At 64.2% G+C, this 25,605-nt stretch carries 23 protein-coding genes; 10 read left to right on the top strand and 13 right to left on the bottom strand.

Features of this window, described 5'->3' with window-relative positions; genetic code table 11:
• Positions 1–10: 10 nt before the first annotated feature.
• Positions 11–2,848, bottom strand: coding sequence for a DNA gyrase subunit A (gene gyrA / locus C0V74_RS01850; RefSeq protein WP_143250375.1), 2,838 nt, complete (start codon positions 2,846–2,848; stop codon positions 11–13).
• Positions 2,849–3,130: 282 nt separating this feature from the next.
• Here gyrA and C0V74_RS01845 point away from each other — a divergent pair, with 282 nt between their 5' ends.
• Positions 3,131–4,426, top strand: a complete 1,296-nt coding sequence (locus tag C0V74_RS01845) for a hypothetical protein (protein ID WP_143250374.1) — start codon at positions 3,131–3,133, stop codon at positions 4,424–4,426.
• 70 nt (positions 4,427–4,496) lie between these two features.
• On the opposite strand, the gene C0V74_RS01840 is transcribed toward C0V74_RS01845, so the two are convergent.
• The gene (locus tag C0V74_RS01840) at positions 4,497–5,228 is read right to left on the bottom strand and encodes an NYN domain-containing protein (RefSeq protein ID WP_131623885.1); all 732 of its coding nucleotides are present in this window, start codon (positions 5,226–5,228) and stop codon (positions 4,497–4,499) included.
• Between the two features lie 34 nt (positions 5,229–5,262).
• Complete coding sequence (locus C0V74_RS01835) at positions 5,263–5,916, bottom strand: carbonic anhydrase (RefSeq protein WP_143250373.1); 654 nt, start codon at positions 5,914–5,916, stop codon at positions 5,263–5,265.
• A gap of 58 nt (positions 5,917–5,974) precedes the next feature.
• Here C0V74_RS01835 and lipA point away from each other — a divergent pair, with 58 nt between their 5' ends.
• Positions 5,975–6,901 (top strand): lipoyl synthase, encoded by a 927-nt coding sequence (gene lipA / locus C0V74_RS01830; protein ID WP_143250372.1) that lies wholly within the window; start codon positions 5,975–5,977, stop codon positions 6,899–6,901.
• Positions 6,901–7,362 (top strand): type II toxin-antitoxin system RatA family toxin, encoded by a 462-nt coding sequence (locus C0V74_RS01825; RefSeq protein ID WP_143250371.1) that lies wholly within the window; start codon positions 6,901–6,903, stop codon positions 7,360–7,362. Before lipA ends, C0V74_RS01825 begins: the two co-directional genes overlap by 1 nt.
• Here C0V74_RS01825 and C0V74_RS01820 read toward each other — a convergent pair.
• From C0V74_RS01820 to C0V74_RS01810, 3 genes are read right to left on the bottom strand one after another with little or no spacing between them, the layout of a single operon-like run.
• Positions 7,323–7,823, bottom strand: coding sequence for a CinA family protein (locus C0V74_RS01820; RefSeq protein WP_143250370.1), 501 nt, complete (start codon positions 7,821–7,823; stop codon positions 7,323–7,325). The genes C0V74_RS01825 and C0V74_RS01820 overlap by 40 nt on opposite strands.
• Positions 7,816–8,343, bottom strand: coding sequence for a hypothetical protein (locus tag C0V74_RS01815; RefSeq protein WP_143250369.1), 528 nt, complete (start codon positions 8,341–8,343; stop codon positions 7,816–7,818). Before C0V74_RS01815 ends, C0V74_RS01820 begins: the two co-directional genes overlap by 8 nt.
• Positions 8,344–8,355: 12 nt before the next feature.
• Positions 8,356–9,522 carry a bifunctional 2-C-methyl-D-erythritol 4-phosphate cytidylyltransferase/2-C-methyl-D-erythritol 2,4-cyclodiphosphate synthase gene (locus tag C0V74_RS01810; RefSeq protein ID WP_282595925.1) on the bottom strand — a complete coding sequence of 389 codons (1,167 nt, stop codon included), beginning with the start codon at positions 9,520–9,522 and terminating at the stop codon, positions 8,356–8,358.
• Positions 9,523–9,556: 34 nt separating this feature from the next.
• On the opposite strand from C0V74_RS01810, the gene dusB reads away from it, so the two are divergent.
• The 7 genes from dusB to hflX all read left to right on the top strand — a co-directional run bounded on the left by dusB (position 9,557) and on the right by hflX (position 18,792).
• Positions 9,557–10,573, top strand: coding sequence for a tRNA dihydrouridine synthase DusB (gene dusB, locus C0V74_RS01805; protein ID WP_143250367.1), 1,017 nt, complete (start codon positions 9,557–9,559; stop codon positions 10,571–10,573).
• The gene (locus tag C0V74_RS01800) at positions 10,570–11,631 is read left to right on the top strand and encodes an ATP-binding protein (protein WP_246844921.1); all 1,062 of its coding nucleotides are present in this window, start codon (positions 10,570–10,572) and stop codon (positions 11,629–11,631) included. The genes dusB and C0V74_RS01800 overlap by 4 nt, the downstream gene beginning before the upstream one ends.
• An 11-nt stretch (positions 11,632–11,642) precedes the next feature.
• Positions 11,643–13,052, top strand: coding sequence for a sigma-54 dependent transcriptional regulator (locus C0V74_RS01795; RefSeq protein ID WP_143250366.1), 1,410 nt, complete (start codon positions 11,643–11,645; stop codon positions 13,050–13,052).
• A gap of 141 nt (positions 13,053–13,193) precedes the next feature.
• Complete coding sequence (locus tag C0V74_RS01790; RefSeq protein ID WP_246844920.1) at positions 13,194–15,347, top strand: ATP-binding protein; 2,154 nt, start codon at positions 13,194–13,196, stop codon at positions 15,345–15,347.
• A 24-nt stretch (positions 15,348–15,371) separates the two neighbouring features.
• Positions 15,372–16,751 (top strand): sigma-54 dependent transcriptional regulator, encoded by a 1,380-nt coding sequence (locus C0V74_RS01785; protein WP_143250364.1) that lies wholly within the window; start codon positions 15,372–15,374, stop codon positions 16,749–16,751.
• A gap of 194 nt (positions 16,752–16,945) precedes the next feature.
• A complete protein-coding gene (hfq, locus tag C0V74_RS01780; protein ID WP_246844987.1) occupies positions 16,946–17,476 on the top strand; it encodes an RNA chaperone Hfq in 531 nt (176 codons plus the stop codon).
• A 17-nt stretch (positions 17,477–17,493) separates the two neighbouring features.
• The gene (gene hflX / locus C0V74_RS01775; RefSeq protein WP_143250363.1) at positions 17,494–18,792 is read left to right on the top strand and encodes a GTPase HflX; all 1,299 of its coding nucleotides are present in this window, start codon (positions 17,494–17,496) and stop codon (positions 18,790–18,792) included.
• Here hflX and mazG read toward each other — a convergent pair.
• From mazG to C0V74_RS01740, 7 genes are all read right to left on the bottom strand, one after another.
• The gene (gene mazG, locus C0V74_RS01770; protein ID WP_143250362.1) at positions 18,787–19,548 is read right to left on the bottom strand and encodes a nucleoside triphosphate pyrophosphohydrolase; all 762 of its coding nucleotides are present in this window, start codon (positions 19,546–19,548) and stop codon (positions 18,787–18,789) included. The two genes, hflX and mazG, sit on opposite strands and share 6 nt — an antisense overlap.
• Before the next feature lie 220 nt (positions 19,549–19,768).
• Positions 19,769–20,536, bottom strand: coding sequence for an MBL fold metallo-hydrolase (locus C0V74_RS01765; protein WP_143250361.1), 768 nt, complete (start codon positions 20,534–20,536; stop codon positions 19,769–19,771).
• Positions 20,533–21,312, bottom strand: a complete 780-nt coding sequence (locus C0V74_RS01760) for a TatD family hydrolase (RefSeq protein ID WP_143250360.1) — start codon at positions 21,310–21,312, stop codon at positions 20,533–20,535. The genes C0V74_RS01765 and C0V74_RS01760 overlap by 4 nt, the downstream gene beginning before the upstream one ends.
• Positions 21,309–22,871 carry a methionine--tRNA ligase gene (metG, locus tag C0V74_RS01755; protein ID WP_143250359.1) on the bottom strand — a complete coding sequence of 521 codons (1,563 nt, stop codon included), beginning with the start codon at positions 22,869–22,871 and terminating at the stop codon, positions 21,309–21,311. The genes C0V74_RS01760 and metG overlap by 4 nt, the downstream gene beginning before the upstream one ends.
• Positions 22,864–23,826 (bottom strand): AAA family ATPase, encoded by a 963-nt coding sequence (locus C0V74_RS01750; RefSeq protein WP_143250358.1) that lies wholly within the window; start codon positions 23,824–23,826, stop codon positions 22,864–22,866. The genes metG and C0V74_RS01750 overlap by 8 nt, the downstream gene beginning before the upstream one ends.
• On the bottom strand, positions 23,823–24,461 hold the full coding sequence (gene tmk, locus C0V74_RS01745; protein WP_143250357.1) for a dTMP kinase: 639 nt from the start codon (positions 24,459–24,461) through the stop codon (positions 23,823–23,825). Before tmk ends, C0V74_RS01750 begins: the two co-directional genes overlap by 4 nt.
• A complete protein-coding gene (locus C0V74_RS01740; RefSeq protein ID WP_143250356.1) occupies positions 24,458–25,603 on the bottom strand; it encodes a D-alanyl-D-alanine carboxypeptidase family protein in 1,146 nt (381 codons plus the stop codon). Before C0V74_RS01740 ends, tmk begins: the two co-directional genes overlap by 4 nt.
• Positions 25,604–25,605 lie beyond the last annotated feature (2 nt).

Genomic DNA, 25,605 nt, shown 5'->3' with positions numbered 1-25,605 from the left:
GCGCCGCTGATCACTCTCCGCCAGGCTCCCCGCTCATGTCCGCGTCGCTCTGGGGGGTGGTGTCGGGCGTCGTCGTCACTGCGCTTCGGCCCAGCATTTCTTCCACCACCGCTTCTTCGGCGGCATTCTCGGGTTCCGCTTCCTCGTCAATCAGCGCTGCACCGACGACGTGCTCGCCCTCGGCCACGTTGAAAATGCGCACGCCCGACGTACTGCGACCGACGATGCGGAAACCGCCGTCCCGATCCAGCATGTGGCGCAGGTCGATCGAGGTCCGGATCAATTTCGCCTGGTCGGTCACCAACATCAGTTGCGAACCGTGGCGGACCGGGAAGGTCGCTACCACCGGACCATTGCGCCCGGGCTGCGAGTCGGGATCCGTGATGTTGGTCAGCCCCAAGCCGCCCCGGCCGGTACGCCGATACTCGTAAGCCGACGAGATCTTGCCAAAACCGTTAGCGGTGATGGTGAGCAGGAATTCCTCACCTTCCGCCATGGCCGCTGCCTTGTCGGCTTCCAGGACCAGCGGAGCCGGCGTGTCCTTCCATCGAGCCGAACGAATGTAGGCGTCCCGCACCTCGTAATCGGCTTCGCCTGCGTCGAGCACGGCAAGCGAGACAACCTTGCCGTCCCCCTTGAACGCCATTCCGCGCACACCGATGCCGGTCCGGCTCTTCGTTTCACGCGCATCCGTGGCGGCGAAGCGGATGGCCCGCCCTTCATCGCTGGCGAGAAAGATGTCCTGGCCTTCGGCTACCAGTGACACCCCGATCAAGCGGTCACCGCTGCCTTCGACAAAACCCATGGCGTATTTGCCGTTGGTCGGCACGTTGGCGAAGCAATCCATCGAATTGCGCCGGATCATCCCCTGTTCCGTCGCGAACACGATATGCAGCGAACCCCAAGCGTTTTCATCCTCGGGCAGCGGCAGAACGTTCGTGACCTTCTCGTCGTCCGCCAACGGCAGCAGGTTCACCATGGGACGCCCCTTGGTCTGCGGTCCGCCTTCCGGCAGCTTCCACACCTTGAGGCGATAGACCCGCCCCAGGCTGGTGAAGAACAGCACGGGATTATGAGTGCTGGTGACGAACATCTCGACCACCGCGTCTTCGTCCTTGGTCGCCATTCCGCTGCGGCCCTTGCCGCCGCGATGCTGCGCCCGAAACGTGGAGAGCGGGGTCCGCTTGATGTAGCCACCGTGCGTGACCGTCACGACCATCTCGTCGCGTTCGATCAGGTCCTCGTCCTCCAGCCCATCCCATGCAGGCGCGATCTCGCTGAGGCGCGGGGTGGCATAAAGATCACGGATTTCGGTCAGCTCGGCGCGCATAACCGCGTAGAGTTTCGCCCGGTCACCCAGAATTTCGAGGTAACCCTCGATCGCGGTCGCCAACTGCTTGAGCTCGTCGCCAATCTCGTCGCGGCCCAGCGCGGTGAGGCGGTGAAGCCGCAGTTCAAGGATCGCGCGAACCTGCCGCTCGGACATGCGGTACGTGCCGCCGTGTTCGTCCGCCGAGGGCTCGATCGCCTCGACCAGCGCGATGTACTGCGCGATGTCGCCGATCGGCCATTCCTTCGCGAGCAGCTTGGCCCGCGCATCCGCCGGGTTGCTGGAGCCGCGGATCATCGCCACGACCTCGTCCATGTTGGACACCGCGATCACCAGGCCGAGCAAGATATGCGCCCGTTCGCGCGCCTTGTTCAGTTCGAACTTCGTGCGCCGGGTGATCACCTCCTCTCGGAAGGTGATGAAGGCGCGCAGAATGTCCGCCAGGCCCAGCGTCTCGGGCCGCCCGCCGCGGATCGCCAGCATGTTGGCCGGGAAGCTCGCTTGCGCAGGCGTGTGCCGCCAGATTTGGTTCAGTACCACTTCGGGCGTGGCGTCCCGCTTCAGGTCGACGACCACCCGCACGCCCTGGCGGTTGGATTCGTCGCGGATGTCGGAAATGCCCTCGATCCGCTTGTCCTTGGCGGCTTCGGCCATCTTCTCGACCAGACCGGACTTGCCGACCTGATAGGGAATTGAAGTAAAGACGATCGACTGCCGCCCTTCGCCCTTGCCGCCGCGGCCAGTCTCCACCGTATGCCGCGCGCGCATCAGGATCGATCCGCGCCCGGTCATGTAGGCGTTGCGAGCACCGGATTGGCCCAGGATCAGCGGCGCAGTTGGAAAATCCGGACCGGGAATGATCGCCATCAACTCTTCGGGCGACAGCAGCGGGTTGTCGATCAGCGCCAGACAGCCATCGATCACTTCGCCCAGATTGTGCGGCGGGATGTTGGTCGCCATGCCCACGGCGATGCCACCCGCGCCGTTGACCAGCAGGTTGGGAAAGCGCGCCGGCAGCACCGACGGCTCGCGCCGCGACCCGTCGTAATTCTCGACGAAATCGACGGTGTCCTTGTCGAGATCATCCAGCAAGCTGTTGGCGACCCGCGCCAGCCGCGCTTCGGTATAGCGCATCGACGCCGGGGGATCAGGGTCCATCGAGCCGAAGTTGCCCTGGCCGTCGATCAGCGGCACCCGCAGCGACCACGGCTGCACCATCCGCGCCAGCGCATCGTAGATCGCGCTGTCACCGTGCGGGTGATAATTGCCCATCACGTCGCCGACGATCTTGGCGCTCTTGCGGTAAGGCCGTCCGGCAACGAAGCCGCCTTCGTTGCTGGCAAACAGGATGCGCCGATGCACCGGCTTCAGCCCGTCGCGCACATCGGGCAGCGCGCGCGCGACGATCACGCTCATCGCGTAATCGAGATAGCTCGTCTTCATCTCATCGACGATGTCGATGCGGGCGTATTCACCCATCGGAGACGGGGCGGTCAGGGTTTCGGTATCGTCGCTCAATGTTTTCGTTTTCTTTGTGGCGCGCGCGACGGCGCTGCGGTTGAGCAAGCCTAGGGCAGGGGGTGGGAAACTGCCAGTTGCAACGTGTCTGCCGCGCCTGCGCGGGCGACCTTTTCCACATAAGAATGGCGCAACGGAACAGCAACCGCTGAGCGCTGGCTGACGCGCCTGTTCAAAGGCGGTTCACGGCTCATCAGCGAGAGAGTTTGCAATGTCGGGGAACAGGCGGCACTAGCTGCTCGCCTGGCAGCGCGGCCGGACAGGTGGCCGCAATACCACTCAATGGGAGACTACTGGATGTTCGTGTTTGCTCGTTCCGGCGCCTCGCGCCTGGTTCTTGCCGTTGCGCTCGCTTCCGGAGCAGCAGTGACTTTGGCCGCGCCCGCACAGGCCGCCAAGAAGCAGGAGGCGCCCGCCGCGCCAAAGGTCAACTATTCGAAGGCGTTCGTAGGCGCCTATCAGCCGTTCTCCGCCAAGGTGAACGCCGGCGGCGATCTCGCCCCGCTGAAGGCTGAACTGGCGGCTCTTCATGCCGCTGCCCAGACCCCTGACGACAAGTTCGCGGCCGGGCAGGTGACCTACAACCTGGGTGCGAAACTTAAGGACATGGCGCTGCAGCGACAGGGCGTGGCGATGATGATCGGCAGCGGCAGCGCACAAGGTGCGGCCGACCGGTCGAAGCACCTCGCGGCCGCCGCGCAGCTCGCGTATCAGGACAAGGACTGGACTGCGGCACGGACGTTCGGCGAGCAGGCGATTGCCGCGGGCTATACCGAAGGCGAGCAGCTGATCGCCGAAACCTATTTCGCGCAGGATCAGAACGCCGCGGGCATCGATTACCTGGACAAGGCCATCGCCAAGAAGGTTGCTGCGGGCCAGACCGTGCCCGACACCTGGCTGAAGCGCGGTCTCGCGATGGCTTACGAGGCGAAACTCGCTCCGCAAGCGGCGAAGTTCGCCGCGATGTACGCGCAGTACTATCCGTCGCAGACCAGCTGGGGGGATGCGATCGCCATCCAGCGCAACTTCAATAATTATGAAGGCCAGGAACTGCTCGACCTGCTCCGGCTTGCCCAGCGGACAAATGCCTTGCGCACGGAACGTGACTATGTCGACTATATCGAGGCTGTCGACGCGCGGCGTCTTCCGGGCGAAACTCAGCGGATCATCGAGGCTGGCGTCGCGGCCAACCTGCTCAAGCCCAATGACGTGTACGTGGCGGAAGCCCGGACGGTGGCCGCGGGACGCCTGAACGCCGATCTGGCCGACCTGCCGAAGCTGGCGCGTGACGCGCGTCTGCCCAGCGCCACCGGGGCAACGTTATCAGCTGCCGGCGATGCATTCCTGAGCTATCAGAAGCCGGCCGAAGCTGAGGAGTTCTACAAGCTCGCTTTGTCGAAGCCTGGCGTCGACACGGCCCGCATCCTGACCCGCCTGGGCATCGCTCAGCTCGATCAGGGCAAGACTGCCGAGGCCGAGGCGAATTTCGCCAAGGTGGAAGGTGCGCGTCAGGCAATCGCGCGGCTGTGGTCGCTCTACGCGAGCCAGGGCGCCAAGCCCGTTGCTGCCGCGCAGTAACCGCTCAGAAGGGCAGGCATGACGGGGGTGCGGATCCGTGGGGGTCCGCACCCCTTTTTGTGCTCTTAGTTCAGCGCAGGCGCTTGACCCACAGTTCGGCACCCTCGCGGCGCTCGACCTTGAAGTTGGGCAGATTGCGGAACATCGCCGACAGGCTGCTGAAGCCATAATTGCGCACATCGAAGCTTGAACGGTTACCGGCGATCTGGCCGACCTGCTGGACGCGAGCCCAGCCTTCTTCGTCGCGCTTGGCCTCCTTGTAGGCCGCGCCGATCAATTCCATCAGTTCGGTGTCGGCGGTCAGGTTTTCCGCCGCGACGCTCTGGGTCGCAGCGCTGGGCACAGTCTCTTGCGCCTGCGAGGTCTTGATCAGCTGATCGACGTCAATGAACCGTGTGCAGACCGACTTGAACGCCTGAGGGGTCTTCGTGCTGCCGAAGCCGTAGACCACGATGCCATCCTGCCGCAGCCGGGTGACGAGCGGCGTGAAATCGCTGTCGGAGCTCATGATCCCGAACCCGTCGACCTTGCCCTGATAGAGCAGGTCGATGGCGTCGATGGTCATCGCCATGTCGGTCGCGTTCTTACCTTTGGACACGTCGAACTGCTGTTGCGGCCGGATGCCGTAACGGTTGGTGATCGTGTCCCACTTCGCCAGACCCTGCTTGGCGAAGTTGCCGTACGCGCGGCGAATGTTGACCTGACCCAGTTCCGCCATGACGGTCAGCACGGGGTCGATCGCGGCGGGGGTGATGTTGTCCGCGTCGATCAGCAGAGCGATGTTCTTGAGATTCTCGTTCATGTCCATGCGCGGCTAGATGCGCGCAGCCTGGCCCTTAAGCAACCGGCTCGAACTCGCCGCTGTCCTCATCCAGCAGGTGCAGCAAGCCATCGGAGATCGCGAAGAACGCTCCACGCAGGCGGAGGCGGCCCTGCTTTTCCAGTTCAGCGACACAGGGAAACGTCCGCAGATTGGCAAGGCTGACCTTGACCCCGGCTTGTTCCATCGCACGCTCTGCCTCCCGCCCTTCGGTGCCATGCTGCGCGACCACTTCCTCTCGCGCATCATCCAGCAGGTCGATCCAGTCAGCGATGAATCCGCCCTGGCCCGGTTCCGTCCCGTGCATGCTCTGCGTGAGGGCTGCCTTGCAACCGCCGCACATGCCATGGCCCATCACCACGATTTCGCGCACCTTGAGAAACTGGACTGCGAATTCCAGCGCGGCGGACACACCGTGATGGCCTGGCGTAGTCTCAAACGGGGGGACCATCGCGGCGACGTTGCGGACCACGAAGATTTCGCCCGGGGTGATGTCGAATATCTGCGCTGGATCCACCCGGCTATCTGAACACGCGATCACCATCACCCGCGGTTCCTGAGATTCGCTTAAGGCCGCCCACCGCTCCCGCCGCTGCGTCCAGCCAGTTTCCCGGAAGCGGCGATAGCCTTCGATAAGGCCGGCGAGTTCGATTGAAGGGGCGTTGGTCATGCCGCGGCGATGCCGCACGGCCTTGCCGCTGACAAGCCCCGGCACTAAGTGGCGGGGCATGAACGATCTCGCGTCCGCGCCGCGCCCCTTACGAGAACGCAAGCCTGACTGGATCCGGGTGAAAGCGCCGGTGAGCAAAGGCTATCACGAGACACGCCAACTGATGCGCGACCTGTCGCTCAACACGGTGTGTGAAGAGGCGGCGTGTCCCAACATCGGGGAATGCTGGACCAAGAAGCACGCCACCGTGATGATCCTGGGCGATGTGTGCACCCGGGCTTGTGCGTTCTGCAACGTCAAGACGGGCATGCCGCGCACGGTGGATCCGCTGGAGCCCGAACACGTGGCAGCGGCGGCGGCCAAGCTGGGCCTGCAGCATATCGTCGTCACCAGCGTTGACCGCGACGATCTGGCCGACGGGGGCGCTTCTCAATTCGTCAAGGTCATCGAGGCGCTACGGCGCGAGACGCCTGGCACCACGATCGAGATTCTAACTCCCGATTTCCGCAACAAGATGCGCCCCGCGGTCGAGGCCATCTGCGCGGCTGGGCCCGACGTCTACAACCACAACCTGGAAACCGTCCCGCGGCTCTACCCCACGATCCGCCCGGGCGCGCGCTATTACGCATCGCTGCGCTTGCTCGAGGAAGTGAAGGCGCATGATCCGCTGATCTTCACCAAGTCGGGCGTCATGCTGGGGCTGGGCGAACAACGGCTGGAAGTGCATCAGGTGATGGACGACATGCGCTCCGCCGGGGTCGATTTCATCACCATGGGGCAATACCTGCAGCCCACTCCGCGCCATGCGAAGGTGGAGGAATTCGTCACTCCCAAGGCGTTTGCCGCCTATGGCGCGATCGGGAGGGCCAAGGGCTTCCTGCAGGTCGCCGCAAGCCCGCTGACCCGCTCAAGCTATCACGCCGGCGACGATTTCGCCGCGATGCGCGCGGCACGCGAAGCCAAGTTGGTCCGCCAGGGGGCCTGATGCCCGGAATCCACGAAGTCCGCCGGCTGCCATACAGCGCGGAGCAGATGTTCGATCTGGTCGCCGACGTGGGACGTTATGGCGAGTTTCTGCCGTGGGTGGTCGCCAGCCGTGTCCGATCGGATACCGACACCGAAATGGTCGCCGACATGTTGGTGGGATTCAAACACCTGCGCGAGAAGTTCACCTCGCGCGTGGTGAAGCAGCGTCCGCGGCATATCGAGGTGATCTATCTCGATGGGCCGATGAAGGATCTCGATAACCGCTGGGTGTTCACGCCCACTCCGGACGGCGGCTGCGAGATCGACTTCTGCGTTGATTTCACTTTCCGCAGCAGCGTGTTCGAAGCACTCGCGGGGCAATATTTCGACCGCGCGTTCCGCAAGATGATGGCCGCTTTCGAATCGCGGGCCGACGACCTCTACGGCAGCAGCAGTTCCAGCGCCGCCAGCGTCGCCTGACGGCGGATCTCGCTCCGACCCAGGTCGCCGAAATCCCGCCGTTCGCCTTCCGGCTCGGCGTCGGCGTCCCGGCGCGCACGGGCAAACACCACGGTGCCGACCGGTTTCAATTCGGTCCCTCCGCCAGGTCCGGCGATGCCGCTGATCGCCACCGCGACGTCCGCGTCGCTGCTATCGATAGCACCCTGCGCCATGGCCCAAACGCAGGCGATGGATACCGCACCGAACGTCTCGATGATGTCGCTCGGCACGCCGAGCAATTCCTGCTTGGCCTCGTTGGAATAGGTCACGAAGCCGCGGTCGAGCACGGCGGACGAGCCGGCGATTTCCGTCAGCGCGGCGGCTACCAAACCGCCGGTGCAGCTTTCCGCCACGGCCACCCGCCTCCCGGCAGCGGCGTTTTCCTCGACGACCCGCCGAGCGAGCGCGACGATCTCGTCGGGCAGAAGGGCATCAACCACCCTTCGCCTCGTTCTTGTCGCCGCGATCGACCATCTCGAAGATGAACCCCGCGAGCCCGGCGATGTTCTCCGGCGGAAGCGGGGCGAGCAGTTGCAGGCCGCGCTCGATATCGGGGCAATCGCCCGCTTTCAGTTCGGTGCCGACCATCGTGGTGATCATGGCATCGACGAACGGCTTAAGCGCGGAATCGGGCATCTGGGCGAACATGCCAGCCATATCGGCCTTTTCCTTCGCTCCCATCTCCAGCAGCGCCTGTCGCGCCGCCGGCCACGCGGAGTCCGCACCTTGTGCAAACCGCTGCTGCAGCGCCGGCCCGTTCGTCGCCAGATAACCGTTGGCCGACAGGCGTGGAGCACAGGTTGCACGCACTCCGGAAAGCAGGTGCGGCAACGCATAGCGGACCGCCGCCTGGGCCGATTCCGGCTTGATCTGTGATTTGGCCGATGCCGCCTTCGCGGCGTGAGCGGTGGCGGGCATCGCCAGTACCGCGAGAGCGGCCAACGCAGCGATCTTGTTCATCTCACAACCCTTTCAGATTCTAATCAGCGTGGCTGCAGCTAGTGCGGCAATACCTTCGCCGCGCCCCGTGAAGCCCAGCCGCTCCGTAGTGGTCGCCTTCACATTTACCGCGCCTGCATCCGCCTGCACGAGGAAGCCGAGCGTTTGCTGCATGGCTTCGCGATGCGGCCCTATCTTGGGCGCTTCGCAGATCAGCGTCAGGTCGATGTTGCCCACGCGGTAGCCGGCAGCGTGGACCAGCGACATCGCATGTTCGACAAACCGAGCCGAGCGGCATCCCCGCCACTGAGGATCGCTTGGCGGAAAATGCTGACCAATATCGCCCGCGCCGATCGCGCCCAGCAGTGCGTCGACAACTGCGTGCAGCCCGACATCGGCATCGCTGTGACCGGCAAGGCCGAAGTCGTGCTCGATCCGGACGCCGCACAGCCACAATTCCTCGCCGGGTTCCAGGCGATGGACATCATACCCGGTGCCCACCCGCACCGGCGCCGGCGCTTGGGCAAAGTCCCGCGCGAACGTCAGCTTCGCCAATGCTTCATCCCCCTCGACCATCGCTACCTCTTCTCCGGCAGCGCGAAGCACCTGCGCATCATCGCCGGCATCGGGCAAGCCGGCCCACGCCCGGTGCGCTGCGCGGATCGCCTCGGTACGAAAACTCTGCGGCGTCTGCACCCGGCGCAGCGCGATTCGATCCGCTGGTTGCGTCATCAATCCGTGCTTTTCGAACGCGAGGCTGTCGACCATTGGCAGGACGGGGATCGCGCCGGAATGCTTATCCAGCGCAGCCAGAACTCGCTCGATGACGGCGTGTGGAACGACAGGCCGCGCAGCGTCGTGGATGAGCACGCGCTCCGCAGGGCCGATCGCCTCCAAAGCCAGCGCAACCGAGCGCTGCCGGGTCTCGCCGCCAGTTACCAACGTCACCGTCAGGCCTGATAGAGCCTGTCGAGCTACATCGTCCGCACCTGCGGGTATTGCGACGACGACCGGCGACGCACCTGCGGCCAGCATCGCCTCGACCGAGTGACGAACGACGGGCTTGCCGCGCCATGCCGCGAATTGCTTTGGCATCGGCTGACCGGCCCGTAGGCCTTGGCCAGCGGCAACGACGATCGCGGCGAAGGAGGGGAGGGCAGTCACGTCGGCGGCGCTACCGCCTTGCGCGCAGGCCTTCAATCCACTACGCGCCTGCCCATAATTTAGGCACCTTATGTCCCAGCTTCCACCACCCCCCGCGTTGCGGCCGATCCAGGTCGGTCCGGTGACGATCGCTGAACCGGTCGTGCTGGCGCCAATGACCGGCGTCACGGACCTGCCGTTCCGCGCGCTCGTGCGCCGCTATGGCTCAGGGCTCAACGTCACCGAAATGATCGCGAGCGAGGCCGCCATCCGCGAAACGCGGCAGTCGGTGCAAAAGGCTGCGTGGGCACCGATCGAGGATCCGGTGTCGATGCAGCTAGTCGGCTGCGACCCAACGTCGATGGGCGAAGCCGCGAGGCTGGCAGCGGACAAGGGCGCGGCGATCATCGACATCAATTTCGGCTGCCCCGTGCGCAAGGTGGTGGGCCAGTTCGCGGGCTCCGCCTTGATGCGCGAGGTGCCACTGGCCATTCGGCTGATGGAAGCTTGCGTCAGGGCGGTGGACGTGCCGGTCACGGTCAAGATGCGGATGGGCTGGGATCACGATAGCCTCAATGCGCCGGAACTGGCTCGGATCGCGCAGGATCTGGGGGTGCGAATGGTCACGGTTCACGGCCGCACCCGCAACCAGATGTACAAGGGTTCGGCGGACTGGGCTTTCGTCCGCGAGGTCAAGGACGCGGTGACCATCCCGGTCATCGTCAATGGCGACATCTGCACCATCGATGATGCCGCGCAAGCACTCGAGCAATCGGGCGCCGACGGACTCATGATCGGTCGTGGAGCATACGGCAGGCCGTGGCTGCTCGGCCAGGTGATGCACTGGTGGCGCACGGGGCAAGCGCTGGCGGATCCCGCGATCGACGAACAACACGTGACGATGGTGGAGCATTATCATGCGATGCTTGATCTGTACGGACCGGTGACGGGCGTGAAGATGGCTCGCAAGCACATTGGCTGGTATACCAAGGGGCTCCACGGTTCTGCCGAGTTCCGCAACAAGGTCAACTTCATCGACCAGGCGGAGCAGGTGCTGGACGAGATCGACCGGTTTTACGAACCGCTGTTGCTTCGGCAGGCGGCGTGAGCGAGCAGGGCGGGGACCCCGGTCCCGCCGTCCAGATCGCGGGGCTTGGCTTTGCGCTCCTGCTGCTCGATCCAGACCTGCGCATCACCGAGGCGAACCCTGCAACCGAAGAGATGCTCGGCCGCAGCGCGCATCGCCTGGTGGGTCAGCCATTGTTCGAAGTGGTCTCCATCGACGATCTTCGGGTGACCGCGCATTCCCGCGAGGACGCGGCACCGCTGGTGGCGCGCGGGGTGACGATCCGTACCGGCGCAGTGGAACGCCGCGTGAACCTGACCATGTCGCCGCTACCGACCCATTCCGGCTGGCGGGTCGTTACCCTGTCCGATGCCGGGCAGGACGAAATGGCCGAACCCGGCCGCAAACCCGCCGGTTTGACCGCTCCGGCCGTTCTTGCGCATGAGATCAAGAACCCGCTCGCCGCCATTCGCGGGGCAGGTCAGCTGATCGCGCGCAAGCTCGACCCCAAGGACCGTCCGCTCGCCGATCTAATCGGCACCGAAGTCACCCGCATAGCTTCGTTGATCGACCGCATGCAGCGCATCGGCGCGAGGGGGGCGGAACCCAATGCCGCGCTGAACCTGCACGAGGCGGTGCGCAACGCCATCGCTACCGTCCGCGGAGCCGGGCTGGGCAGCGTCGAATTGATCGAGGAATTCGACCCCTCGCTTCCCCCGGTGCTCGCCAACCAGGGCGCTTTGGAGCAGGTGGTCATCAATCTGCTGGCCAACGCCCGCGATGCTTGCGCCGGGATCGACAGCGCGCGGATTGTGGTACGCACGCGTTACGTCAGTGGACTGATCTTCAACGCCATCCGGCCCGGCCGCTCGGTCAGACTGCCGATCGAACTGACGATTACCGACAACGGACCAGGCGTGCCGCCCGAACTGCGCGACCACGTGTTCGAACCCTTCGTCAGCAGCAAGAAGGGGGGGCAGGGTCTGGGCCTGGCGCTGGTCCATCGTCTGGTGCGCGACATGGAAGGGCGCGTGGCGCATGAGCGCGACGGCAAGGCAGGCCTCACGCACTTTCGCGTCCATCTGCCGGTGAGCAGGTAGGGAGAGCACCGATGCACGGCACCATCCTGCTGGTCGAGGACGACACGGCGATCGCGACGGTGATCACCACTGCGCTGGAGGACGAGGGTTTCTCCGTCGACCGGACCGACTCCCTTGCGGGTCGGGACCGGTTGCTTGAGCGTGGTGACTACCGGGTCATGCTGACTGACGTCGTGCTGACGGACGGCGACGGCATCGCCAGCCTGGCCCGGGTGAGACAGGCGCACCCCGATCTGCCCGTGATCGTACTGTCGGCCCAGAACACCCTCGACACGGCGGTTCGCGCGACGGAAATCGCCGCGTTCGAATACTTCCCCAAACCATTCGACCTGGAAGAACTCGTGCGCGCGGTGGTGCAGGCGGCCGGCGAACGGGGTGAAGGGGTGACCGCTCCGGATGAGCCCGCCGACGCCCTGCCGCTGGTAGGTCGCAGCCAGGCGATGCAGGGCGCGTACCGCATGATCACGCGCGTCCTGCGTAACGATCTAACGGTCCTGATCCTGGGCGAGTCCGGGACGGGCAAGGAATTGGTGGCCGAAGCGATCCACCAACTTGGCCATCGCCGTTCGGGACCGTTCGTGGCGGTGAACGCCGCAGCGATTCCCCACGAACTGCTCGAAAGCGAACTGTTCGGGCACGAGAAGGGTGCCTTCACCGGTGCGATCAACCAGGCGATCGGCAAATTCGAGCAAGCCAACGGCGGCACGCTGTTCCTTGACGAGATCGGCGACATGCCCGTGTCCGCACAGACCCGCCTGCTGCGAGCGCTGCAATCGGGCCGCATCCGCCGGGTAGGCGGCCGGCAGGAAATCGGCGTCGACGTTCGTATCCTTGCGGCGACGAACCGCGATCTTGCGCCAATGATCGCCGCCGGCAGTTTCCGTGAAGACCTCTACTATCGCCTCGCCGTGGTGCCGATCGAATTGCCCCCGCTGCGGGATCGGACGGACGACATCGGCCCCCTTGCCCGTCACTTCCTGGGGCAGGCAGCGGCTGATGGACTGCCGCGACGGCGGGTCGATGCAAGCGGTATCGCGGCCCTTGAGGCGCGGCCGTGGCGGGGCAACGTGCGCGAACTGCGCAATGCGATCTACCGGCTCGCGCTAATGGCACGCGAGGATACGATCGACGCAAACGCGGTCGAGACGGTCCTGGGGGAGCGGGCTCCTCGGCCCGGGGAGCAGCGACCGGGGTTCGCAGGCGCCCTCGACCACTGGCTGCAACACGCCCGTCCGGCCGATGGGCATTTGTACGACGCGGCAATCGCGGAACTGGAGCGGCCGCTATTTATCCATGCGCTGACGGTGACGGGCGGCAATCAGGTGCGCGCCGCCCGGCTGCTGGGCATTAACCGGAACACTCTGCGCAAACGCCTGACCGAACTCGACCTTGATCCGGAGATTTGCGCTCGTCGCGGCTGATGCGATTGGCATTTAGCCGAAAACTGCTTGCAAATCTGCAACAGTAGCGTTGTAGCAGAGCAACGAATGGCTTCTTCGCCGTCTCTTGCCACCGCCCCGCGCACAAGCGGTCCTAGCCCCCGCTGGTGGCGGAGGTTTGTCGTGACGAGCCGGCGTGCGAACTTCTACCTGATCCTCGAGATCGTCGCCACGCTCACCTTCCTGCCGATGGTGTGGACCACGTGGTACACGTTCAGCGGACCGCCCACCGTGGGCGAATTGCTGCCGTCAAGACAAGTGGCCCTGCTGCTCATTGGCACCCTGGTGCCGGCGATGACACTGCTGGTGCTGCTCGGTCGGCGCCTGGCTCTCCGACGCGCAGATGGCGGTACGGCCCGGCTGCACGTGCGGCTCGTGTTCTTCTTTTCGCTGATTGCCGCAATTCCCACCCTGCTGGTCGTCGGGTTTGCCGCGATCCTGTTCCAGTCCGGGGTCGACTTCTGGTTTTCCGACAATTCGCGCGGAGTGATGCAGAACGCGAATGCGCTTGCGCGGGGCTACTACGAACAGAACCAGTTGCAGGTCGCCGACAACACCGTGTCGATGGCCAATGTGATGCAGTATTATCTGCAGCAGTATCCGCTCACCGACCCCGCGCTGACCGAGATCTACGGCACCCAGGTCAAGCAACTGGAACTCAACGAGTCCGCGATCCTTCAGCAGATCCCCGACGGCTCGTTCCGCATCGCGGCTTTCAGCAACATCAGTTCGGATAACCGCGTTACGAAGGTCGCAGCCGCAGCCTTGCCGGTGCTCAAGGCCGGCGATCCGATCTATGTCGCAGGCAATGCCGTGCGGATCGAGGCGGTCGCCGCGATCGACTTGAAGTCCGGCGTCTTCCTTTACGCCGCGCGCAATACCGAGGCGACGAGTTTCAGCCAGTGGTCCCGCGCCCAGTCGGTCGTCGCATCCTACGACATCCTCGCCAAACGAGCGCGCGCGCTGCAGTTGCGGTTCAACGTCACGTTGTTCTTCGTCAGCCTGGCGCTTGTCGGCCTGGCTGTCTGGTTCGCGCTGCGCTTTGCCGACCGGCAGGTGAAGCCGTTGACGGAACTCGTCTCGGCGTCCCGTCAGGTCGGCGCAGGCAACTTCAAGGTGCGGGTGGAAGGTCGTACTGGCCCCGATGAAATTGGCATGCTCAATCGCGCATTCAACCGCATGGCTGGTCAGATCGAGCAGCAGACCGCCGCCCTTCTCGGAGCCAATCACCAGCTTGAAGAGCGGCGGGCGTTCATTGAGGCGGTGGTGGAATCCATCTCGGCCGGGATCGTCACGGTCGACCGCGACGGGCGCGTGTTGTTGATGAACAGTTCGGCGCAGGAGCTGTTGCTGGGGGAGAAAGGGCCGGTGCCCGCCGGCCTCATGCTCACCAGCATCGCGCCGCAGTTCGGCTCGGTGAACGACGGCAGCCTGACCGGCGGGATCGTCAACTGGACCAAGAGCGGCGAGCTTTTGACGCTGGCGGTCAAGGTCGGCGATGCGCCCGATGGCCGGGTGATCACGTTCGAAGATATAACCCGCCAGATTCTCGATCAGCGGCAGGCTGCTTGGTCCGACGTCGCCCGCCGGATCGCGCATGAGATCAAGAACCCGTTGACCCCGATCCAGCTGGCGACCGAGCGTTTGAAGCGGCGCTATCGCAAGCAGATCCTCCAGGATGGCGAACTGTTCGATGAACTCACCAACACGATCGTGCGCCAGGTCGGCGACCTCAGGAAGATGGTCGACGAGTTCTCCAGTTTCGCCCGGCTGCCGAAGCCGGTGTTCCGGCCGGAAGACGGTTACGACCTGGTCAAGCAGGCGCTGTTCCTGCAGGAAGTGGCGCATCCTGAAATCGACTTCCGCCTGACCTCGGGCAGCGAAGGCGGGGTCCCGCTCGCGTGTGATCGCCACCAGTTCGGACAGGCGATGACCAATGTCCTGAAGAACGCGGTCGAGGCGATCGAGACCCGCTCACGCGGCGCCGAGCCCGATTACCGCGGCCAGATCGGGGTTGCTCTTCAAAGCACGGGAGAAGCCCTGACGGTCATCGTCACGGATAATGGTGTGGGCTTACCGCAGGATCGTGAGCGGATCGTCGAACCGTATGTGACAACGCGCGAGAAGGGCACCGGGCTCGGCCTCGCCATCGTCAACAAGATCGTCGAGGAGCACGGCGGCGAAATGACTTTCGCAGGCGCACCGGGCGGGGGAACCCGGGTGTCCTTGCGTTTCGCGCGCAACCCGCTGGCCGCAGGAACGGTGGCGGCCGAATGAAATCTGGCAAGGATCATCCCTAAGATGGCACTCGATATTCTGATCGTCGACGACGAGCGCGACATTCGCGAACTGGTCGCAGGCGTCCTCAGCGACGAAGGTTACGAGTGCCGCACCGCTGGCGACAGCACGTCCGCGCTGGCCGCGGTCGACTTGCGCCGACCGAGCCTGGTGCTGCTCGACGTGTGGCTCCACGGCAGCCCGATGGACGGGCTGGAAGTGCTCGACGAGATCAAGAAGCGGGAGCCGGAGTTGCCGGTCATCATCTTCTCCGGACACGGCAACATCGACACTGCGGTCTCCGCGGTCGGGCGCGGGGCGATGGACTTTATCGAGAAGCCGTTTGAGGCGGAGAAGCTGCTCCTGCTGGTGCAGCGCGCCACCGAGACCGAGCGGCTGCGGCGAGAGAACACGCGGCTGCGCGAGGGCTTCGCTCGCGGAGAGGAATTCACCGGCAACTCGGCTGCAATCAACGCGGTTCGGGCGACGTTGAAACGGGTCGCGACCACCGGCAGCCGCGTAATGATCAGCGGGCCAGGCGGATCGGGCAAGGAAGTGGCGGCGCGACTGCTGCATTCCTGGAGCGGACGGGCGGACAATGCCTTCGTCATCGTCAATTCCGCACGCATCACGCCCGAGCGGTTCGAACAGGAACTGTTCGGCGAGGAGGCCGATGGCAAGCTGCTGCGCCCCGGCCTGCTCGAACTGGCGGACGGCGGCACGCTCTACCTCGATGAGGTGGCCGACATGCCGTTATCGACCCAGGCGCGCATCTTGCGGGTGCTTACCGAGCAAAGCTTCGTCCGGGTCGGCGGAACTCGCCAGATCGCGGTCGATGTTCGAGTGGTTTCGTCAACTTCGCGCGACCTCGCCGGGGAGATCGAGGAAAAGAACTTCCGCGAAGATCTGTTTTATCGGCTCAACGTGGTGCCAGTCGCAATCCCTTCGCTGGCCGAGCGGCGCGACGACATCCCGTCGCTGGCCGAGCACTTCTTCACTCGTTACGCCGCTGAGCAGGGCATCCCGCCACCCGACATCTCCGAAGACGCGATCGCGGCGCTGCAGGCGTACGACTGGCCGGGCAACGTGCGCCAGCTGCGCAACGTGGTGGAGCGGACGATCATTCTCACCCCGCGTGAGCGGCTTGCGACTGTGGAGGCTGACATGCTGCCCAGCGAAGTCGCCGGAGGCCGCGCGGGCGGGGGAGGGGGCGTCACGGCCATGATGGGCGTCCCTTTACGCGAAGCACGGGAGAGCTTTGAGCGCGAGTACCTGACGATCCAGATCCGGAGGTTCTCCGGCAACATTTCCAAGACAGCGAGCTTCATCGGCATGGAGCGGTCGGCGCTCCACCGGAAGCTCAAGCTTCTTGGGATGGGAGACCGGCGCGAAGATGAAGAGTAGCTAGCGGTCGAATAGTCGCAAACCGTGCGGAACGGGCTTGATGCAAAAGCATTTGCGAATCAGGTTGGACGCCCCATAATTGTTCGCGATGCCCGGTGCGCGATTGCCAGATCGTGCGCCAGATCGCGGATCGTCTGCAAAGGCGGCCGCTAATAAAGCACACGGAGACCGCTCAAGTGTCCACATCTCGCACGCTGTCGGCGCGCCCCAAGTCGGCCACGGAGCCGGAGACCGCTCCGCCTTCGTCGGGCAAGCAGCAGAGCTTGCAGGACGCCTTTCTCAACCTGCTGCGCAGATCCAAAATTCCTGTGACGATGTTCCTGGTAAAGGGCGTGAAGCTGCAGGGTATCGTCACCTGGTTCGACAATTTTTCGATCCTGCTGCGGCGCGATGGCCAGTCGCAGCTGGTCTACAAACACGCGGTTTCTACTATCATGCCCGGCCAGCCGGTCGATGCGGCACAGTTCGCCAGCCAGGGTTCAAACGCCAGACAACGGTTGCTGCAGGACGTGTTCCTCAGCCGCGTGCGCGAGGCGGAGGTCCAGGTGACGATGTTCCTCGTCAATGGCGTGATGCTGCAGGGCAGGATCGCAGCTTACGATTTGTTCTGCATGTTGCTGGAGCGCGACGGCTTCGTACAGTTGGCCTACAAGCACGCCGTCTCGACGATCCAACCCGCGACCGCGGTAGATTTGAGCGACGATTTCGAAGGTGATGAAGACTGAGTTTCGATGATGATCTGATGGGCGAAGTATCCCGCGGCGCGCGGGCGATCGTCGTCGCGCCCGACGTGCGTGGCCGGCATCATGATCTTGAACCCGAAGCACGGTTGGAGGAAGCCTGTGGGCTGGCGCTTGCGATCGGGATCGTCGTTGCCGATGCCGTGGTCATCCCGGTCCGGCAGGTTCGTCCCGGCACGCTGTTCGGGTCAGGTCAGGTCGATAATATTGCCACGGCGTGCGAACAGCACGAAGCCGAGCTGGTGGTGGTCGATGGAGCGCTTAGCCCGATCCAGCAGCGCAACCTGGAAGACCGGCTCAAGCGCAAGGTCATCGACCGCACCGGGCTGATCCTCGAGATTTTTGGAGAGCGCGCCGCGACAGCCGAAGGGCGGTTGCAGGTCGAACTGGCGCACTTGGACTATCAGCAAAGCCGGCTGGTCCGATCGTGGACTCACCTCGAGCGGCAACGCGGCGGGTTCGGCTTCCTTGGGGGGCCTGGCGAAACGCAGATCGAGGCTGACCGCCGGATGATCCGCCAGCGCATGGGGCGTTTGCGCAAGGAACTGGAAGGCGTGCGCAAGACCCGCGCACTGCACCGCGACCGGCGCGGCCGCGCCCCTTGGCCGATCGTGGCGCTGGTCGGTTATACCAACGCCGGCAAATCCACTTTGTTCAATCGCCTCACCGGTGCCGAGGTCATGGCCGAAGACCTGCTGTTCGCCACGCTCGACCCGACGATGCGCGCGATCGCGCTGCCTGGTGTCGAGAAGGCGATCCTGTCCGATACCGTGGGGTTTATTTCGGACCTGCCGACGCAACTCGTTGCCGCTTTCCGGGCGACGTTGGAAGAAGTCACCGGTGCCGACCTGATCCTCCACGTGCGTGACATCGCGAACCGGTCGACGGCTGCACAGAAGTCGCAGGTGCTCGAAGTGCTCGGGGACCTCGGGGTAACGGAAGAGGAGGGGGGCACCTCCATCCCGATCATCGAGGTGTGGAACAAGATCGACCTGCTATCTGAAGAAAACGTCGAAGCTGTACGGGACAATGCCGCCGCAGCCGACGATGTGGTGATGATCTCAGCCGAAACCGGGGAAGGGATCGAGGCGCTGCTTGATCACCTCGGAGAACTGCTGACCAAGAAAGCGCGGGTGCACGAATTCGTCTTGCCGGCGAGCGCTGGCCGGAGGATCGCCTGGCTGCACGCGCATGGCGAGGTGCTGGAGGAGAACGAGGCGGGATCCAATGCCGATGGACCGCTGCGCCGGCTGGCGGTCAGGCTGAACCCCAAAGAACTCGGTCAGTTCGAGACCCTATAGCCGCTCGCCGGCTTTGACCCGCTGCCACAGCGCTTCCTGATCATCGAGCGAGAGACTGCCGAACGCGCCTTCTGCCAGCGCTTCCATCGCGCGAAATCGGCGTTCGAACTTGGCGTTGGCGGCCCGAAGAGCATCTTCGGGCGCGATCCCATAAGCGCGCACGACATTGACCGCCGCGAACAGGAGATCGCCAGCCTCTTCAAGCCGTTCTTCGGCTGGCGCCCTGGAGAGTTCGTCCATCTCTTCCGCCAATTTCGCTGCCGGTCCTTCGACGTCGGGCCAATCGAACCCGGTTCGGGCAGCGCGCTTTTGCAGCTTGTCGGCCCGCATCAACGCCGGCAGCGCCATTGCGACGCCATCAAGCGCGCTCTGCGCTCCCTTGCGGGCGCGCTCCTCGGCCTTCAGGGCTTCCCACCGTTCCTCGCGGGGCGCGTCGCCGGGTAATTCATCACCGAAGATGTGTGGATGGCGCGCCTCCAGCTTGTCGGCAATCGACCGTGCGACCGAGGCGAAGTCGAACAGCCCGGCTTCCTCGGCGATGCGTGCCTGAAACACGACCTGGAACAGCAAGTCGCCAAGCTCGTCCCGGATGTCGTCCATGTCGTCGCGCGCCACCGCGTCGGCTACTTCGTACGCTTCTTCGATCGTGTGCGGGACGATCGTCTCGAATGTCTGCGCACAATCCCATTCGCAGCCGCGCTCCGGATCGCGCAGGGTGGCCATGATGGCGAGGAGGCGTCCTATCTGCTCTGACATTTAAGGACGATAATATATATTATGTAAAATGGCGCTAGGTATCAGGAGGGTGTTCATTACATCACCAACGAGAACAACAGCGCGACAGCGGTGAAAATCCCTGCCCAGATCAACCCAAGCCGAACACCATCTTTCCAACCTAGACGGTGAGACGCAAATGCGCTGCCAGCGAGTAGAAGCCATCCCAACAGAGCGACGAGTTGGACGATGCTGACTTCGCTCACAGGGTCAATTCCAGCCCGTCGTAACCTGGCTGAACACCGGTCGGCAGTTCCGCTGCCAAAGTCTGGTAATCCATGCTCTTGTCGAGATGCGTCAGCACCGCGCGCCTAGCGCCGGACCGCCTGGCAAGATCCAGGGCCATGTCGAGATGCGCGTGCGTGGGATGCGGTCGCCGCCGCAAACAGTCGCTGACGAGCAGGTCCACGCCTGCCAACAACTCGATCATTTCCGGCACGATTTCGCTGTAGTCCGTCGCGTAACCGATTGATTTTCCGTCCGCGTCGAACCGGAACGCCGTCGATTTGGCGGGGCCATGCGGCATCCGGCAATGGCCGATCCCGAACCCGGCGAAGATTCGCAGCCGGTCCAGCGTATTGAGTTCACAGATCGTTGGATAACCAAACTCGCCAGCGAACACATAGCTGAAACGTGCCCGCAGCCGCCGCGCGGTTTCTTCCCCCGCGAAACCGGGCAGCGGACCGGCGCGATCGTACCGCATCACCCGCAGGTCATCGATGCCGTGACAATGATCGGCGTGATCGTGCGTCCAGAAGACACCGTCGACCTTGTCGATCCCGTTGGCCAAAAGCTGTTGGCGCAGGTCGGGCGAGGTATCGACCAACAGGCGTTTGCCTTCGGCGCTCTCGACGATGATCGAAACGCGGGTGCGTCGGTTCTTCGGCTCGGCCGGATCGCACTCCCCCCAATCGTCTCCGATCCGCGGTACGCCGGTCGAAGTGCCGGAACCCAGCATGATCAGCTTCACGCGGCCGCTTTCGTGAACAGCGCGAAGAAGTTACCGGCCGTTGTGTCAGCGATCTCTTCAGTGCTGACCCCGCGCAGGTTGGCGACGAATGCGGCTGTGTCGCGCACGAACGCCGGTTCGCATGGACGTCCTCGGTGCGGCACCGGAGCGAGAAAAGGGCTGTCGGTTTCGATCAGCAGGCGATCGGCGGGTATCGAGCGCGCGACATCCTGCAAGGCGGCAGCGTTCTTGAAGGTGACGATTCCCGAGAGCGAAATCGTCAGACCCAGTTCCAGAACCTTGCCGGCAAAGCTGGCCGAGGCGGTGAAACAGTGGATCAGCGCCGGGAAGGCACCCTGCTCCATCTCGTCAGCCAGGATGGCGGCCGTGTCATCCTCCGCATCGCGGGTGTGGATGATGATCGGCAAGCCGGTCTCACGCGCCACGGCGATGTGCGTGCGGAACAGGTCACGCTGAACCGCGCGATCCGATTTATCGTAATGATAATCGAGTCCGCTTTCGCCGATGCCGATCACCTTGGGGCGCCCTGTCGCCGCCAATAGCGCATCACGGCCCAGATCGGCGTGGGCGTCCGCCTCGTGCGGATGAATGCCGACGCTTGCCCACACATCGGGCTCACGATCGGCGGTCGCGATAACTTGGTCCCATTCGCTCCGGCGGGTGGAGATATTGAGCATGCCGGACACTCCGGCGGCCCGCGCTCGCGCCAGCACGCCTGGCTGATCTTCGATCAGACGCTCGTATTCAAGGTGGCAATGGCTGTCGATCAGCCTCACGCGGCGTCCTCGACCGGCAGCTCCAACCGTGGGAAGACGCCCACCGGCTGGGCCAGCTGAAAGCCCGAGGACGCGAGGCGTTCGTACCACCCCGCATCGACAAGCGCGGCGAAATCGCGCTCCCCTTCCCCAACCCCCATCTGATCGAGCAGGCGATCCGCGGAGCCAGGCACGACCGGCCGGATCGCGATGGCAAGTTCACGCACAACCGTGAACAGCGTCAGCAGGACTACCCGCATTCGTTCAGGATCGGTCTTGCGCAGGGTCCAAGGCGCCTGCTCGTCGACATACTGGTTGCAGGCGAATACCGCACGCATCCAGGCCTCGATGCCAACCGAGAAGTCGAGCGTCTCGAACGCGTTCGGCAATTCCTCGCGGCAGGCTCGCGCTACATGCAAGATCAGCGCCTCGTCAGCCTGACTCGGCGCAAACGCGGTCAACTCACCGCCCAGGTTCTTGAAGATCATCGACAAGACACGCTGCGCCAGGTTGCCAAAACTGTTCGCCAACTCAGCATTGCAGCGCGTGACAATAGCCTCGGCGGAGAATCCGCCATCGTTGCCGAACACCACTTCGCGCATCAGGAAGTAGCGCAGCTGGTCGACCCCGAACCTCTCCGCCAGTTCCAGCGGATCGACCACGTTGCCGAGCGATTTCGACATCTTCTCCCCGCGATGCAGCAGGAAGCCATGCCCGAATACAGCCTTTGGCGCAGGCAGCCCGGCGCTCTTCAGGAATGCCGGCCAGTATACTGCGTGGAAGCGCACGATGTCCTTGCCGATCAGGTGCAGGTCTGCAGGCCAGAAACGCTCGAATTCCCCCTCCCGGTCGGGAAAACCTATGCCGGTGAGGTACGTCGTGAGCGCATCGACCCACACATACATGACGTGACCCGGGCTGCCGGGTACCGGCACGCCCCAATCAAAACTGGTGCGGGAGACGGATAAGTCCCGCAACTCGTTCCCTTTTAGGAAGGCGAGCACCTCATTACGCCGGCTCTCTGGCTCCAGAAAACCGGCATTTTCGTTCAATTCAATCAGGTAGTCGCGATACTTCGACAGGCGGAAGAACCAGCTTTCCTCGACATTCCACTCGACCGCGGTTCCCTGAGGGGACAGCTTCTGCCCCCCCTCGCCTTCGATCAGCTCGCTTTCATCGTAGAACGCTTCGTCCCGCAGTGAATACCAGCCCTCGTACCGGTCGAGGTAGAGATCACCAGCTTTCGCCATGGCTTCCCACAGGGCCTTGCTTGCGGCGTGATGCTGATCCTCGGTGGTGCGCCTGAAAGCGGTGTAGCCGATGTGAAGAGCATCGCACATGTCGCGGAAATAGTTCGACATCTCGGTCGCGAATTCGAGCGTTCCCCGCCCCGCCTGGCGCGCAGTCTTGTCCATCTTGAGACCGTGCTCGTCGGTCCCGGTGACCAGCCGCACGTCGAAACCCTGCGCGGTCTTGAAGCGCGCGATCACGTCGGCCGCGATCGCTTCATAGGCGTGGCCAATGTGCGGCTTGCCGTTCGGATAGCTGATCGCGGTGGTGAGGTAATAAGGGTCAGGCATCGGCGCGCTGGCTAGCGGTGGCGGCCGATGCGAGCAAGCCGCCGATTTGCATCACCAGCAGCCCGGGGTCGAAGTTATAAGTGGGCGCCTGGGCGGCGAGGCGCATCAGGTCCGCGTGTGCTTCGACAATGGCGGGCAGTCCCTCCCTGGGAGCATGTTGCGCCAATTGTGCGAGGTTCGCGCGAGCCAGATCGAGTGCCGCCGCGATCCTCGTACGGTCAGGCCGGGCTCCGATTTCTTCCGCCAGCCTGCCTCGCAAGGTGAACTGAGCATCACCTTCGGTGACAATGCGTCGCATGAGCGCGTCCAGCGGCCCTAGGTTCTGCACAACGAAAGCCAAAGCCGCACCCGGCGATCCAGCGGCCGCTGCCACTGCCGCGGCACGTGCGGCCCCATCCACTTCAGGCGCCATCAGGGCGAGAAATGACGTCACGGCGTCGTCGTCCAAGGGAGAGAAGCGCAATACCCGGCAGCGCGAACGAATGGTCGGCAACAGCCGGGCAGGTCGGTGCGCAACCAGCATGAAGAAAGTGCCGACGGGCGGTTCTTCCAGACTCTTCAGCAGGGCGTTGGCACCTCCAGTTTCCAGATCGTCCGCCGGATCGACGATGACCACGCGCCTGCTGCCTAGAGTCGGCCGGGTCGACAGCCGGCGCTGCATCGCCCGGATCTGGTCGATCTTGATATTGCGGGCGAGCTCGTAATCCTGCCCGGCCTCGCGCTTCTTTTCCTCCTTGTCGTCCTTCGGCGGGTTAGTCAGGATGAGCACGTCGGGATGCGGACCATCGGGCTGCGGAACACCGCCCTCCGCCACCAGCTCCCGCGCCGCGGCGAGAGCGAACGCGGTCTTGCCCAGACCGGTGGGGCCGGCGAGCAGCCATGCATGATGCATCCGTTCGCCTGCGATGCCTTCGCGCCATTCGCGCCAGGCATCCTCATGACCGATCAGCGTCATGCGCTATGCAGCAGCCGGGCTACGGCTCGCCAGACGTGCGCATGCACTTGTTCGGGTGTGTCCGCGCCATCGATCGTGACCAAGGTGTCACCGGGGGCTGCTGCAAGCTGCGCAAACGCATCGGCCACCGCACCGTGATAGGCGGCGCTACGCCCCCCGATCGCATCTGCCGCATCACCATCGCGCTTCGTCAGGCGCTCCGCTGTGATTTCAGATGGAACGGCTATGAAGATAGTCAGATCGGGCCTCAGTCCCCCACTGCCGATCGCATGGAGCGTTTGCACGGCTTCATCGCCGATCCCGCCCGCCCCGCCCTGATAGGCGCGGCTCGAATCGACGAAACGGTCGCAGACCACCCACTGGCCAGCGTCGAGCGCGGGCATGATCCGACGAGCGACATGATCCGCGCGAGCGGCAGCGAACAGCAGCGCTTCGGCTTGCGGCCCCCACCCGTCGCCTGGCGGATCGAGCAGCAGCGCCCGGATCGCTTCAGCACCAGGCGTGCCGCCTGGTTCACGGGTCAGCTCGACTGCGATGTCCAGTTGCCGCAGCCGATCGGCGAGGATCCTGGCCTGAGTGGATTTGCCGCACCCCTCCCCGCCTTCAAATGCGATGAACTTCCCCCGCTCGGTCACAGCAGCCCAGCGACCCCGTTCACCAGCCGATCGAACGCGTTGCCCACCGGCACCGCTTCGGCGGCGATCAACGGGACCCGTGCCGGCCTCATGCCCTCGGTCCGGATCTCCAGCTCGGCGACCTGCTCTCCCTCGGCAATGGGCGCTCGCAAGGGGCCTTCGTAACGGATGGCCAGCGTTACCTTGCCGGTCTGGCCGACGGGAAGATCGTAACCGAGCGAAATGGGCGCGAGCAGTCCGACACTGCGCTGCGAACCGCCCTGAACGCGGGCGTCGCCAACATGCGCACCTTTCGCGAACAGCTGCTCGCCTTTGAACGCCTGAAATCCCCATTCCAGGAATTCCCGGCTTGCCTGATGCTGGACGCGTGCGGACGGCGCACCACCGATCACCATCACCAGCCGCCTGCCGTCACGCTCGGCGCTTCCCAGAAAGCCGTAGCCGGCCTGGTTAGTGAAGCCGGTCTTGATGCCATCTGCGCCCATCACCACGCCCGTTACGGGGTCATGGTTGCGCTGTTCGAAGCCATTGAACTTGAGCCGGCGGTGCCCGAAGTACCTCTTATACAGCTCCGGATGCCGCGTGATCATGGCCGAGGCAAGGGTCGCCAAATCGCGCGCGGTCACGAACGTGCGCCCCTCGTCCATCCATCCGTTGGGCGTTCCGAAATGGCTGTCGCGCATCCCGATCTCGCGCGCCTTGGCATTCATGAGCGCGTTCCATTTGGCCAGCGAACCGGCGATCCCCTGTCCCAGCACGGCAGCGCCGTCGTTGGCGGAGACCGTCGTCACGCCGTGGAGCAAGGCGTCGATGCTGACCCGCTGATTGAGCGCCAGGAACATGGTCGATCCCACGCCATGCCAATCGGTCCAGGTCTGCGCGTCGACCAGCACCAGTTGTTCGGGTTTGATCTTGCCTGCATCGATCAGTTCGAACGCGGTGAATGCGGTCATCACCTTGGTGATCGAGGCGGGCATGAAGCGCCGGTCGGGCTCTCGCGAGTAGAGCGTCTGGCCGCTCGACAGGTCGATCATCAACGCGATCGGCACCTCTGGCGGTGGCGGTGCAAACGTCGGGTACGGTTGGGTCACGTCAGCGCGCGCTGCGACTGCGCTTGTCAGCAGCGCGATCGCAGCCGCCATCA

Source organism: Altererythrobacter sp. TH136, assembly GCF_007065885.1.
Taxonomy (GTDB): Bacteria; Pseudomonadota; Alphaproteobacteria; order Sphingomonadales; family Sphingomonadaceae; genus Tsuneonella.
This window is presented reverse-complemented; position numbering and strand designations above follow the sequence as displayed.